The 12,605-nt window shown below is 52.3% G+C and carries 12 protein-coding genes and 1 riboswitch; of the genes, 4 read left to right on the forward strand and 8 right to left on the reverse strand.

All coding sequences use genetic code 11. The features are described from left to right. The first annotated feature begins 326 nt into the window (after positions 1 to 326). Complete coding sequence (locus tag NST07_RS23935; RefSeq protein WP_076108838.1) at positions 327 to 479, forward strand: DUF1540 domain-containing protein; 153 nt, start codon at positions 327 to 329, stop codon at positions 477 to 479. Positions 480 to 713: 234 nt separating this feature from the next. Here NST07_RS23935 and metE read toward each other — a convergent pair whose 3' ends face one another. From metE to NST07_RS23960, 5 genes are all read right to left on the reverse strand, one after another. After that, complete coding sequence (gene metE / locus NST07_RS23940) at positions 714 to 3,014, reverse strand: 5-methyltetrahydropteroyltriglutamate--homocysteine S-methyltransferase (protein WP_341379225.1); 2,301 nt, start codon at positions 3,012 to 3,014, stop codon at positions 714 to 716. Between the two features lie 163 nt (positions 3,015 to 3,177). Further along, positions 3,178 to 3,387, reverse strand: a riboswitch (cobalamin riboswitch). A 286-nt stretch (positions 3,388 to 3,673) separates the two neighbouring features. Continuing rightward, a complete protein-coding gene (locus NST07_RS23945) occupies positions 3,674 to 4,534 on the reverse strand; it encodes an undecaprenyl-diphosphate phosphatase (RefSeq protein WP_341094852.1) in 861 nt (286 codons plus the stop codon). A 72-nt stretch (positions 4,535 to 4,606) separates the two neighbouring features. Further along, positions 4,607 to 5,239, reverse strand: coding sequence for a DedA family protein (locus NST07_RS23950; RefSeq protein WP_076108835.1), 633 nt, complete (start codon positions 5,237 to 5,239; stop codon positions 4,607 to 4,609). A gap of 17 nt (positions 5,240 to 5,256) precedes the next feature. Continuing rightward, entirely contained in the window at positions 5,257 to 7,206 is a 1,950-nt protein-coding gene (locus NST07_RS23955; RefSeq protein ID WP_342480277.1) for an FtsX-like permease family protein, read from the reverse strand. Further along, positions 7,181 to 7,951 (reverse strand): ABC transporter ATP-binding protein, encoded by a 771-nt coding sequence (locus tag NST07_RS23960; RefSeq protein WP_342481972.1) that lies wholly within the window; start codon positions 7,949 to 7,951, stop codon positions 7,181 to 7,183. The genes NST07_RS23955 and NST07_RS23960 overlap by 26 nt, the downstream gene beginning before the upstream one ends. 309 nt (positions 7,952 to 8,260) lie before the next feature. Here NST07_RS23960 and NST07_RS23965 point away from each other — a divergent pair, with 309 nt between their 5' ends. Continuing rightward, a complete protein-coding gene (locus NST07_RS23965; RefSeq protein ID WP_341379227.1) occupies positions 8,261 to 8,635 on the forward strand; it encodes a MarR family transcriptional regulator in 375 nt (124 codons plus the stop codon). Positions 8,636 to 8,762: 127 nt separating this feature from the next. Continuing rightward, complete coding sequence (locus NST07_RS23970; RefSeq protein ID WP_341094855.1) at positions 8,763 to 9,041, forward strand: PQ-loop domain-containing transporter; 279 nt, start codon at positions 8,763 to 8,765, stop codon at positions 9,039 to 9,041. On the opposite strand, the gene NST07_RS23975 is transcribed toward NST07_RS23970, so the two are convergent. Together NST07_RS23975 and NST07_RS23980 are read right to left on the reverse strand one after the other, a co-directional pair. Then, entirely contained in the window at positions 9,031 to 10,005 is a 975-nt protein-coding gene (locus tag NST07_RS23975; protein WP_342480278.1) for a sensor histidine kinase, read from the reverse strand. The two genes, NST07_RS23970 and NST07_RS23975, sit on opposite strands and share 11 nt — an antisense overlap. Continuing rightward, positions 10,002 to 10,703 carry a response regulator transcription factor gene (locus tag NST07_RS23980; protein WP_076108831.1) on the reverse strand — a complete coding sequence of 234 codons (702 nt, stop codon included), beginning with the start codon at positions 10,701 to 10,703 and terminating at the stop codon, positions 10,002 to 10,004. The genes NST07_RS23975 and NST07_RS23980 overlap by 4 nt, the downstream gene beginning before the upstream one ends. 118 nt (positions 10,704 to 10,821) lie before the next feature. On the opposite strand from NST07_RS23980, the gene NST07_RS23985 reads away from it, so the two are divergent. Continuing rightward, a complete protein-coding gene (locus NST07_RS23985; protein ID WP_341094857.1) occupies positions 10,822 to 11,616 on the forward strand; it encodes a methyltransferase domain-containing protein in 795 nt (264 codons plus the stop codon). Positions 11,617 to 11,740: 124 nt separating this feature from the next. On the opposite strand, the gene NST07_RS23990 is transcribed toward NST07_RS23985, so the two are convergent. Continuing rightward, complete coding sequence (locus tag NST07_RS23990; RefSeq protein ID WP_076108828.1) at positions 11,741 to 12,535, reverse strand: TIGR00266 family protein; 795 nt, start codon at positions 12,533 to 12,535, stop codon at positions 11,741 to 11,743. Positions 12,536 to 12,605: the final 70 nt, after the last annotated feature.

Below are 12,605 nucleotides of genomic sequence, written 5' to 3' on the forward strand. Positions count from 1 at the left end.
CTCTTCCGCGTTATTTATTTTGACGTCCCAAAAGCTGGAAGGTTGCAGGAGATTGGAGAATTCCGGACCTTTTTTGATGTTTATTCCCAAAAATAACAACGTTTACAGCGCAAACAGGATCATTCGAATACTGAATGATCCTGTTTGCGAAATCAGGCTTAATTTGCTACAATAATCGTGTCTGAAAAGACACAAAACACCAAAAACCCTCTATTCGCAAGGAATAAGGGCAGGGTTCTGTTCGGACAAGCTCCACCTTGCTGAACAGGACAAATCACAACGTTCTAATTATGTTGCCAATCCACTATAAGGGGAGGTGAACCCTCATGGCAAAAGACGTATTGTGCGCAGTGAACTCTTGCACCTATTGGGCAGAAGAGAACAAATGCAACGCTGAGTCCATTTTTGTAGCTTATCACAGCTCCAAAGAGCCTACACAGTCTGAAGAAACAGACTGCAAAACTTTCGAAAGTAAATAAGGTTAGACTTAGAAGGGACCCTCCACGGTTCCTTCTTTTCTGTTACCCATTCTATCAAGAATGAGAATTATTATCAAGTGTTTATGCTAAAAAAGATCGCCACAAAAAACCAATCCAGGGTGGTATACCCCGGATTGGTTTTTACAGTATATATAACGACCCTAGCTGGACTTCCTAGGGATATTCAGCCCCTACAGAACACTGGGAAAATGGGCGCCCGGTATAATGGACGAATCAGCGGCTGACCGCCCCGCTCTTCTCTCTGACAATCACGGCAGCCTGCACCATGTTGCGCAGCGCCGCTCCGGTTTCTTCCCAGCCCCGTGTCTTCAGGCCGCAGTCCGGATTAATCCAGAACTGTCCGGCATCAAGCACACGTAACGCCCGCTCAATGGCCTGTGCCATTTCCTCTACCTTCGGTACACGCGGACTATGAATATCATACACACCAAGACCAATTCCCTTGTCATACTCCTGCTCTTCAAAGCTGACGATCAGCTCCCCATGGCTGCGCGAGGTCTCGATGGAGATGACATCAGCATCCATCGCCGAAATAGATCCGATCATGTCATTGAACTCACTGTAGCACATATGCGTATGGATCTGCGTTGTCGCCTTCACGTGGTTGGTAGCGATACGGAAAGATCTTACCGCCCAGTTCAAATAATGCTCATGATCTTCAGCCTTTAACGGCAGGCCTTCACGGATAGCCGGTTCATCCACCTGAATCATCTCGATTCCCGCTTCCTCAAGCGCCTGCACCTCATACCGCAGGGCAAGGGCGATTTGGTTGGCTACCTCTTCACGGCTAAGATCATCACGGACAAACGACCAGTTCAGAATAGTCACCGGACCGGTCAGCATCCCTTTTACCGGAAGACTGGTGAGCGACTGGGCATACAGACTTTCCTTCACGGTCATAGGACCGGTAAACGCAACATCGGCATAAATGACCGGCGGCTTCACACAACGCGAACCGTAGGATTGGACCCAGCCCCCTTTAGTAAAGAGGTACCCTGCCAGCTTCTCGCCGAAGAATTCAACCATATCCGTCCGCTCAAATTCACCGTGCACGAGCACATCCAGCCCGAGCTCCTCTTGAAAAGTAATCGCATCTGCAATTTGCTGGCGGATAAATCCGTCATAGCGCTCCTGGTTCCAGACGCCCTTGCGCCATTTGAGCCGGGCCTGGCGCACTTCAGGCGTCTGCGGGAAGCTGCCGATCGTCGTTGTCGGCAGCAGCGGGAGCTGCCACTTCTGCTGCTGCACCTTTACGCGTTCCGCGAAGGGCAAGCTGCGGCTGTCCGGCAGCTTATCCAGGCTGCGCACCTGCTCAGCCACATCCTGCCGCCCGCGTTCCGGCAGGGCGCGGAACACATTCAGCGCCTCGCGGCTCTCGGCGAGCGCTGCGGCATAGACCTGCCCATCCTCTCCCGCCGCTGCTGCAATCAGACTCAGCTCCGCCAGCTTCTCGTCGGCGAAGGCCAGCGCCTGCCGTACCGCAGGCTTTAACTTATCCTCGCCTTGAACGGTTACCGGCACATGCAGCAGACTGGAGGATGGCTGGAGGATAAGCCGTTCGTCCGGCACATGGGACTTCAGCGCGCGGACCAGCTCAAGCTTGGCATCCAGATCGGAGCGCCAAATATTGCGCCCGTCGATAATGCCCGCTCCCAGCCATTTGTCCTCCGGCCAGCCCAGGCGCCGGATCGACGCCAGATTGACCCCGCCGTCATGGACGAAGTCCAATCCGATGCCCTGCACAGGCAACTCCAGCAGTGCTTCCAGCGGCTCTGCAGCTTCAAAGTAAGTCTGCAGCAAGACATGAAGTCCGGGCACTGCTGCAGCGATCTCTCTGTAGATCGTTCCCAGCAGTTCAACTTCTTCCGCGGTTAAGCCGGTTACGATAGCCGGTTCGTCGATCTGTACCCAAGCCACGCCTTCCTGCTGCAGCTCCTGCAGCAGCTGCACATACACCGGCAGGAAACGGGCAGCAACCTCTACAATTTGATCTGCAGCGAATCCCTTGGAGAGCTTCAGGAAGGTATAGAGTCCGACTATAACCGGCTTGCCTTCAATACCCGCCTGCTCTTTGGCGAAACGGTAGGCAGCGAGCGGTTTGTTCTCAATCAGGCGGGGAGTCTGCCCGCCGATTTCCGGCACGATATAATGGTAATTCGTATTGAACCATTTAGTCATCTCGCAGGCAGGGGCAGCCGAATTGCCGCGCGCCATGGCGAAGTACAGATCGAGCGGAATGTCTCCGCCGTCGTAGGCATAACGCGGAGGAACAATGCCAAACATAGCAGCGGTATCCAGCACATGGTCATAAAAGGTAAAATCATTGACAGGAATCAGTGCGATCCCGGCCTGCTGCTGTGTCTTGAGGTGCTGAAGCTGAATACCGGCCATTTCCGCGCGCAAGGTTTCTTCACTGATTTTGCCGCTCCAGTAAGCCTCCAGCGTCTTTTTCCACTCCCGGTTCTTTCCGATTCTCGGATAACCGAGGCTGCTCGTCTTGATGTTGTTTGTCATTACAGTCACTCCCTTGTTTATAATAATTGCCTTAGGCTTTTAGGTAATGATTTCAGTCGGTATCAATAATAAAGAGCGTCTTCCCCTAACCAGGCCGCAGGGAAAGACGCCCATGGGCTGCCAATGGGTAACGTCTTAACACCTCCCTATCTTCCGTAGGTACTGCAGTGCTGTTGAGACAGGCAGGTCTCCTGGCTAGCGGCGTCGGCATCCATCAGCAAGTCTTCCCGGCGAAGTAGAGATGGCCAGTGACATGGGCTGCTATGAACTCTTCCGTTACAGTGGCGGGACCGCATCGGCTTGACCGAATTTCCCTATTAAGCCTCCGGGCCTTTCTGATGCTCCGGCTGGCGCCTGTCTCCGATATTTGCAAATTGTATTCATCCCGTAATCTGATGCCATCATACTGAATCCGATACCTTATCCGCAACAGATTTACGGGTATTCCCGTTATACACATTCCCTATAGCTGGCGCCGTGCAGGCTCATTTTGCTGCGATTCTGCCACACATTCCCTCACAGCCTCTCTTCAAGAAGCAGCTTCAGCAGAACGTTTGGTATACAGCATAAAGAACCGGCTGCACCGTCCTTGACAAGGAGGCACACCCGGTTTCTTTTCGATAAATGATAGCAATCAACGGGCTGTTTCAGCCTGTCTTTTAGAACCAGACGAGGTAGACTACCCCGGCAAGAACGAGACGGTAAATCGCAAACGGCATGAGCTTGATCCGGTTGATCAGCTTCAGGAAAAACTTCATAGAGAGCAGCGCGAACAGGAATGCACTAATGAACCCGGCAATAAAAAACGGCAGGGCATCCATCGTGAAATACTGCCAGTTCTTGACCAGTGAAATCAGACTCGCACCCGCCATAATCGGCACTGCCATAATAAAGGTGAAATCGGCAGCCGCACGGTGGCTCATACCCAGCAGCACTCCACCTGAGATGGTCGATCCGGAGCGTGAAAAGCCGGGCCAGAGCGACAAGCATTGGATCAAACCTACCGATAGCGCCTGTCTATATGTAATTTGGTCAACACTCTCTGTCTTGATTTTTTTGGGGGCGAACCGGTCGGCAAAAATCATGAATATTGCCCCAATGACTAGTCCGATCAGGACCGTCGATGTCGAGAATAAATGCTCGTCGATGTAATCCTCGAACAGAAATCCGAGAATTCCTGCCGGAATAAGTCCCACAATGACCTGCGCCAGCTTCAGCCGGCCTTCCGTCTCCACCGGAGGTTGTCCTTCCGGCACCGCCGTCAGCTCCTTGCGGCTGAACCGCTTGAGACCCAGCAGGTCGATAAACCGGTTGCGGAAAATGATAACTACCGCCAGGATCGAACCCAGCTGGATGACTACTTTGAACGTGTTCGCCGCATATTTTCCGAGAAATTCCTGGGATTTCAGCCACATATCATCCACGATTACCATATGACCGGTCGAGGATACCGGAGCAAATTCAGTTAATCCTTCTACAATGCCCAGAATGATGGCTTTAATAATTGTTAACAGCTCCATATTGATCCCCTCCTTTTTGTTGACCTCCCCTATGAGAGGCTTTAAATAGTTCTGCGAAACCTGTGAATTTAATTAATCTGTGGTATCTACCGGTTTTCTACCGGACTGGCGTTTGCGGAAATAGAGCACACCACCCACAACAACTCCCACAGCAATCAATACGTAGACGACACTTGAGTAAGCTTCCATGTACACGCCAATATCCTCCCAGGATTCTCCCAGCGCAGCACCCAGCAGAATAAGCAGCACATTCCAGCCCAGCGTCCCGATCGTCGTAAACAGCATGAATAACCCGAATTTCATCCCCGACATTCCTGCAGGAATGGAGATCAGACTCCGTACCAGCGGAATCATGCGGCAGAACAATACCGTCCAGTAGCCGTATTTGTCGAACCAGGCATCCGCTTTGCGGATATCCTTTCCGCTGATCCGGAGTAGTCCGCCCCAGCGGTCCACAATCCGTTCTAGTCTGTTCACGTCCAGCATCCGGCCGATCCAGTACAGCACAAGTGCTCCCAGCAGCGAGCCGGCCGTTGAGGCGATCAGCACGCCGGGGATGGTCATCCCGGAAGTGGTTGTCATGAAACCGCCGAACGGAAGGATTACCTCCGAGGGGATAGGCGGAAAAATATTTTCCAGGGCCAGCATCAGAAAAATGCCCAGATAGCCGAACTGTTCCATAAAATCGGTAATCCATGTTTTCATTTCGTGCTCCTCCGCGTTCAGATGAGATTTTTTTTGAGATTGCGCAAATAACGGCTGCGGATAAGGAAGAAGTATAACCCCTGCGCAGCCAGGTAGCCGATAAGCACCGCTCCCGTTTCGGCAGCGATGGACAGATAGAACAGCCGCTGCAGCGCAATAAAGGCGAACAAGCTGTGCAGGATGGCCAGCCCCACCGGAACAAAGAACATCAGTGACAATTGCAGGGTCACAGTCCGGTCCAGTTCCTGGTCGGTCAGGCCCATTCTGGACAAGGTGGAATACTGCAGCCGGTCATGGTCAAGATCCATGTACAACCGGAAGTACAAGAAGCTGCCTGCGGCGATAAAAAAAACGGTGCCGACTAAAAGCGAAGCGAACAGCATCGTACTGTATAACGTCCGCTGAATTTCGAACAGCGTGCCGCTGACCACAACGGCATAAGGGGATTTGCTCTCGTAGGACACTTTGCCTTTGTCCGCAAGTCTTGAAGCAATGCCAACCGTCTGTTGGAATGGGTCCACATAGAACCCGGTATACAAATCTCTTTGCACGGGATTAATGGTGGCGAACAAGCTGTCACTAACGACTACTCCGCTGAAATCACCGCCATCCCTCCCATCCAGCTCCGGCAGCAGATATTCAGCAATCGGCACATGCTCCGTATATCCGATCTCCTGAATATCTACTCCCTGCTTCAGCTTATAAAGGGCATGAACCCGTTCAGAGGTCAGGCTGCGGTCACGCTGGGAACCGATCATGACCAGACCTTCATTCCCCTGGAGCGGCTGCTCACGGGAGGTAAATCCGGCTTGTTGGAGCGCCTGTTTGTAATCACTGTAAGCCATCAGCGGCAGACGCTCTGTACGGTCAGGACCGGTCTGAGACTGTACTTCCGCATATTTGATTTGGATCTCCAGCGAGCGATAGGGAAGATTCAACCGCTCCAGTTCCGCTTTTATCCCGTTTAAATCCTCTTCCGCAGCGGCCCCGGCCTCATTGCCCTTGGCCACATAACCGACCGCTGCCGGATAGTCCAGCTTCAGCTCTTTGGAGAGTGTATGAATAGAAGCAAATACCCCGACAGAGGTGAAGGATACCGCCGAAACAATCGTCACCATAAAAAACATCCGCCCGTTGTCTTTCCAGCGGTAGGTTAAGCCCGAGAGTGTAATAATGTTTGTCTTATGCCAATAAAACCGCCGGACTTTCCTCATTATCCTAACCACATATAGACTAAGCTGTGTATAGAATAAGTAAGTGCCGGCGACCGTAATCGCCACCACCGGAAACATCACTCTCTCCACCGATGCTGCGGTCGTGGTAGCGGCCAGAATATAGCCTCCAAGCAGCAGCAGGGCCGAAGCGAACGCCAGTAAGGCAGACACCCGCGGCTCCTTGTCTCCTTTGCGACCGCCCTGAAACAAACCTCTCGCCGACTCATTCCCGATAAAGGCAAAGGTACTTAACGAGATCAGCATGAACAGCAGAGCAAAGCTGCAAATCGTCAGTACCGGTGCGTGCCAGGAAAGATAAAATTCCAGCGGGCCAATGCCCAGGAACCCCGCTCCAATCATCAGGAACAGCTTGCCCAGCAGCAGACCGAGCAAAGTGCCGGTGAGGATGGCGGAGCTGCCGATCATCATATTCTCCAAAAAAACCATCAGGTTCAGCTGCCGCTTCGTCATGCCGTGCATCAGCAGGATGCCGAATTCCAGCTTGCGGGACTGCAGAAAAGATCCTACGGACACCAGCACAAACAGGGAACAAAATACAAAAATAATTCCCTCAGCCACCATCATGGTGTCAGCCGCCGTATCCAGGATCATATCGCCCGAAATCACCGGATGAAATATAAACAGTGCACAGAGAAAAAAGATCATTACGGAAAATGCGCTGCTGACAAAATAAGCAGCGTATTTACGCTTATTCCGCGTTACATTTCTATAAGCGAACTGCCGAAAGGTCATGGCTTGCTCCTCCCAGCAGCGACAGCATGTCGATGATATTCTGGAAGAAAGCCTGCCTGCTGCTGCCCCGGTACATCTCGCTGTAGAACCGTCCGTCCTTGATAAAGATGACCCGGTGGCAAAAGCTCGCCGCCACTGCGTCATGGGTGACCATCAGCACCGTGGACCCTTCCGCTTCATTGACTTCTGCCAGCAGGCTCATCACTTCGGCCGCTGTTTTGGAGTCCAGGCTACCCGTTGGCTCATCGGCCAGAATCAGCGCCGGCCGGTGAATCATTGCCCGGGCAATCGCCACCCGCTGCATCTGCCCGCCGGAGATTTCATACGTCCGTTTATGAAGAAGCGGACCGATGGCCAGCCGCTCAGCCACCTCTTGCAGCCTGTGTTCCATTTCCGGAAGCGGCACCCCGGTGAGCGTCAGCGGCAGCACGATATTTTCTTCTACGGTAAGCGTATCAAGCAGATTGAAATGCTGAAAGACGAAACCCAGTTCCTTCCGCCGGAAGAGCGCTTTGTCCTTGCGCCCGAGCGCATTCGGATTTCCGCCGTTGATCATCACCTCACCTGAGGTAGGCTCGTCGATCGTGGCGATCACGTTGAGCAGTGTTGTTTTTCCGCTGCCTGAAGGTCCCATAATACCTACAAACTCACCCTTCTCCACGGCAAAACGAATATGGTTCAGCGCATGAATTGATACCTTGCCCTCATATATTTTGGATAAATTATGGACGTCTAATATGGGCAAGTGCTTCCGCTCCTTCGTTACCTGATCGTTTTGGATTGATTTCATTATACAAACTGTAAACTACAGCTGCTATTTCTGAAACTTACAGTCACCTTACATTATTGTAAGCAGAATAGCGTTGACAGAATTCCGGTACGCTGCGCAGCCGATTCCTCTGTATCTATCAAACCACGGGCGTATGATGCTATAATAGTTGAATATTTAATTTCATGAGTCGGTATATAGCCGGGAGAGGAATTGTGATATGTGATGAAGGATACTCTTGCCAATGAACTGATAACCAGCTGGTTGTCATTGACCCATATACAAATGAATGTAGCAAATGAGTTAGAAACCAAACTTCAGGAGAACTACAAATTGTCTCTAAAAGAATTCTATCTGCTGCTGTTTCTCTCCGAAGCCCCGGAGAAGAAGCTGAAGCTGCAGCAATTGGAGTCGATGGTCGGGTTAAGCCAGAGCGCCGTCTCCAGACTGGTCAGCCGTTTTGAAGCCAAAGGCTGCGACGCGCTCCAAAGAAAGACCTGTGATGCTGACCGCAGAAGCATCTATACCTCGCTTACTGCCATAGGGCAAGACAAGCTGGACCGGGCCCGGGTGACTGTTAACGAGGTTTTGGCCCAATCGTTCCCTGACACCAGAGTGCAGGAGCTGCTGGAGCAGTTGCTGCGTCTGAAACAGCAATGATGGCGCAATCCTGGCTTCCTGAATGACCCGCTGCCTCATCCCAGAGGCGGCGGTTTTTTTTTGCGTGAAAAGAACCCATTCCGCCCGCGGCGCATACAACGTACAAAAAGAACTGTGAGGTGCTCTCATGCTCTTTTCGCTTATGCAGCTGATCGGCGGTGTCATTCTTTCCCTCGGCTGGCTTCCGCAAATCATCCAAATTCTCAAGACAAAATCGGTTGCGGACTTAAACCTGAAATCCTACTTATTGATGCTGCTGGGGATTGGTTTAATGGAGGCTTATGCTGTCAGCTTGGTGTTGACGGGCGTGGGACTTGCTTTTTTTATCACAAACACCATGTCTTTAACCGTAGTATCGGTTGTCGTTATTCTGATCCTGCGGTTTCAGCCCCGGCTCAGAAAATAATCCGCACTGCCGTACCCTTGCCCACCTCAGAGGAAATTTCCACCTCATGCCCCAGCTTGCTGCAGATCTGCTTCACCAAATAGAGGCCCATCCCCGTGGATTCCTGAAAGCTGCGGCCGTTCACACCAGTAAAATGAGCATCGAAGACGCGCGGTAAATCCCCCGGCGGGATGCCGACTCCTTCGTCGCGGACTTCTAGTACCGCCCTGCCCTTCTCCTGAAGATATCCGCGAAAATGAACTACACGCCCCTCCTCTACCGTATAGCGCAAGGCATTGGTTATCAGCTGTGTCAGTACAAACGTCAGCCATTTCTCGTCAGAGGTGATGGTTATGCCGCTGTCCATCGCTATCGCCGGAAACACCCGTTTGCGGATGAACAGCCGTTTTTGTTCTGAAGTCACACCGCGCACGACGTCCGCCAGCTCCAGCTGCTCTACATAGAAATCATGCTCGAACGTATCCAGTCTTGCGGTATAGAGCACCGTATCCAGCCCTTTTTTCAGCCGGTCCAGCTCATCGCCAATGGCCGTAAACGGGGGACCGTCTCTATCCTGAATAATCAAGTGGATCACCGAGAGCGGAGTCTTCATAGCGTGCACCCACTGGTTGATGAAATGAATATGCTCCTCCAGCTTGTGGCGGTAGCTGTGCAAATCATTCTGGTAGAGCCGGAACTGCTGTGCCAGGAGCTTGCGCAGGCTTTCCGCGAGCGGAGAGCCCTGCGCGGGCCCTCCCGATTCATCCAGCGATGAAGGCAGGCTCTCCAGCCGCTCATAGAATGACCGGTTGGAGAAATAACGGTACGCCAGATAGGCCAGCAGCAAAAAGGTGCTGAGCAGCCCGGCGTACAGACTGACATTCACACCGCTTCCTCCGTCCAGCCGGTACACCAGAGTAATGATCATCAGCTGGGCAAGGTAGATCACGATTAACGGCGTCTGTTCCCGCAAAAATAGCTTCACGTCACTTCCCCCCAGTTGTCGCTTAACCGGTATCCTTGCCCGCGTACGGTCTGCAGCCCGTCTTGAATACCCATCGCTGCCAGCTTTTTGCGCACACGGGTGACATAGACATTCAGCGTATTATCATCAACAAACGCCTGGTCATCCCAGATTTTCTCCAGCAGCCGGTCGCGGGTGACGATGGTGCCTGTTTTTTTCATCAGCTCGTCGAGAATTTTCGCTTCCGTATGGCTGAGGTCGACTTTGGCATTGCCGCGCGACAGCACCAGACGTTCCACATCCAGTGTCAGCCCTGACACCGCCAGACTGCGCTCGTTCGCTCCCACAGCATAGGAGCCGTAGGCACGGCGCAGATGGCTTTTGATTTTGGCCATGGCTATTTCATAATCAAACGGCTTCGTAATGTAATCATCCGCTCCGTTCTCCAGCGCCATCACCTGATCCATTTTGCCGTCGCGTGCAGAGATGAAGAGAATCGGACAGGTCGAGATTCCGCGGATCTGGCGGCACCAGTAATAACCGTCAAACTTAGGCAGATTAACATCCAGCAGTACGAGATGCGGTGCATATTGCTCAAACTCGGTCCGTACCGCTTCAAAATCGTTCACCGCCTGTGTTTCATAGCCGAACCTATGTAAATATTCCTGGAGCAGCGCCACCAGCCCCCGGTCATCCTCAATGATAAATATTTTGAACATATCAGGCCTCCGGTTTACGCCCTAGTGAAGCTAAGGGGTTTGCCCAATAATATATACAGTCACTGCAGGCTAGTCAAATATAGGTTATAATTTTCAGTCAAAGGAGCTGATGAGTGGCATGATAGATTATGGTCAGGATCTTTTCAAAGGATCGGCAGGTTATTACGCGAAGTATCGCCCGCTCTATCCTTCCGGGCTCGTGAGATTCCTTGTGAACCGCTTTGGGCTGGACGGGGAAGGCGAACTGCTGGATTTGGGCTGTGGAACCGGGCAGCTTGCCTTACGTTTTGCCGATTGGGTTCAGCGCGTGACCGGACTCGATTACGAACAGGAAATGATCCATGAGGCGGTGCGGATCAGCAAGGAAATGAGAGCGCTTAATACGGAATGGGTTGCGGGAAAAGCGGAAGAATATTTGGCTCTGTCCACCATTCCCGTCTACCGTCTAGTCACTATAGCCAAAGCTTTTCACTGGATGGACAGGGACCTGGTGCTCGGACTGCTCTACAACCGGGTTGCTCCGGGAGGCGGAGTCGCTATTGTGGATCAATACAAGCCCGATCAAGCGCCCCTGCCTTGGCAGAAAGAAGTTGACCGGATCGTACGCAAATGGTATGGCGAGGAGCGGAAGGCTGGCAATACAACCTATTCTCATCCGGTCAAAAGTCACACGGATATCGTAGCCGGATCCAGCTTCCGCCTTGAAACTCACCGGCTGCCAATGTATGAATATCAGTGGACTATAGAAGCCATACTGGGGAATCTGTATTCCACCTCCTTTGGCTCGAAGCGGTTTCTCGGCGACCAGGCACCTCTATTCGAGAGAGAGCTGAAAGAGAGATTATTGCTTCTGGACCCCAAAGGAGTCTTTACTGAAGGAATACATACTAATATTATTCTGGCCGTAAAATAACACAAAGGACTCAGCTAAACAAACAGCCGCCTTCCCGGTAATCCGGTGAAGACGGCTGTTTCTCTAATCACGCTGTACCCGCAAGGTAAAAAAGCGGCAATTCTGATTCTTGTCTCTGGCGATCCTATCTGCCATCCAGCAGATTGCCAAGGCCGCCTAGGATGCTTCCTTCTTCCTTGCGGCCGGTGTTGCCGGCAGCCGATAGAATGCGGTCCGCCATCCGGCTGAACGGCAGCGACTGTACCCATACCTTGCCCGGCCCGCGCAAGGTAGCAAAGAACAATCCTTCCCCGCCAAACAACGCGGTCTTCACACCTTTGACAAATTCGATATCATAATCTACAGACGAAGTCATGGCCACAAGACAGCCGGTGTCGATCTTGATTGTCTCTCCAGGCTGCAGCGTCCGTTCCAGCACATAGCCCCCGGAATGCACGAAGGAGAGGCCGTCGCCCTCCAGCTTTTGCATAATAAATCCCTCACCGCCGAAGAAGCCTGCGCCCAGCTTGCGCTGGAATTCAATGCCCACCGACACGCCTTTGGCAGCGCAGAGAAAGGAGTCCTTCTGACAGATGATTTTGCCGTGGTATTGCTGGAGATCAAGCGGGATGATTTTGCCCGGATACGGGGCGGCAAAGGTGACACTCTTCCGGCCATAGGCCCCGCTGTGCGTGAAGATCGTCATAAACAAGCTTTCTCCGGTCAGCAGGCGTTTACCTGCACCCATCAGCTTGCCTACCAGACCATTTGTCCGTCCAGATCCTGATCCGTCGCCAAAGATCGTCTCCATCGTTATCTCCGGGTCCATCATCATGAAGCTTCCCGCTTCTGCGATCACACTCTCCCCCGGATCAAGCTGCACCTCCACACACTGTATTTCCTCGCCCATAATGACATAATCAATTTCGTGAGCACTCATCCTTGTTATCCCCCTAAAGTTTCGTTTTTGAATGAGATATATACGCGCTCCCTCCTGCAGCGGTTTCAGC

Origin of the sequence: Paenibacillus sp. FSL L8-0340, assembly GCF_038593145.1 — a bacterium.
Classification (GTDB): domain Bacteria; phylum Bacillota; class Bacilli; order Paenibacillales; family Paenibacillaceae; genus Paenibacillus_AQ.

Excerpts from the sequence above, each read along its gene's own strand:
- NST07_RS23970 (WP_341094855.1), top strand. The coding sequence starts at position 8,763 with ATGCTCTTTTCGCTTATGCAGCTGATCGGCGGTGTCATTCTTTCCCTC.
- NST07_RS23990 (WP_076108828.1), bottom strand. The coding sequence starts at position 12,535 with ATGAGTGCTCACGAAATTGATTATGTCATTATGGGCGAGGAAATACAG.
- NST07_RS23965 (WP_341379227.1), top strand. The coding sequence starts at position 8,261 with ATGAATGTAGCAAATGAGTTAGAAACCAAACTTCAGGAGAACTACAAA.
- NST07_RS23945 (WP_341094852.1), bottom strand. The coding sequence starts at position 4,534 with ATGGAGCTGTTAACAATTATTAAAGCCATCATTCTGGGCATTGTAGAA.
- NST07_RS23935 (WP_076108838.1), top strand. The coding sequence starts at position 327 with ATGGCAAAAGACGTATTGTGCGCAGTGAACTCTTGCACCTATTGGGCA.
- metE (WP_341379225.1), bottom strand. The coding sequence starts at position 3,014 with ATGACAAACAACATCAAGACGAGCAGCCTCGGTTATCCGAGAATCGGA.
- NST07_RS23950 (WP_076108835.1), bottom strand. The coding sequence starts at position 5,239 with ATGAAAACATGGATTACCGATTTTATGGAACAGTTCGGCTATCTGGGC.
- NST07_RS23955 (WP_342480277.1), bottom strand. The coding sequence starts at position 7,206 with ATGACCTTTCGGCAGTTCGCTTATAGAAATGTAACGCGGAATAAGCGT.
- NST07_RS23980 (WP_076108831.1), bottom strand. The coding sequence starts at position 10,703 with ATGTTCAAAATATTTATCATTGAGGATGACCGGGGGCTGGTGGCGCTG.
- NST07_RS23985 (WP_341094857.1), top strand. The coding sequence starts at position 10,822 with ATGATAGATTATGGTCAGGATCTTTTCAAAGGATCGGCAGGTTATTAC.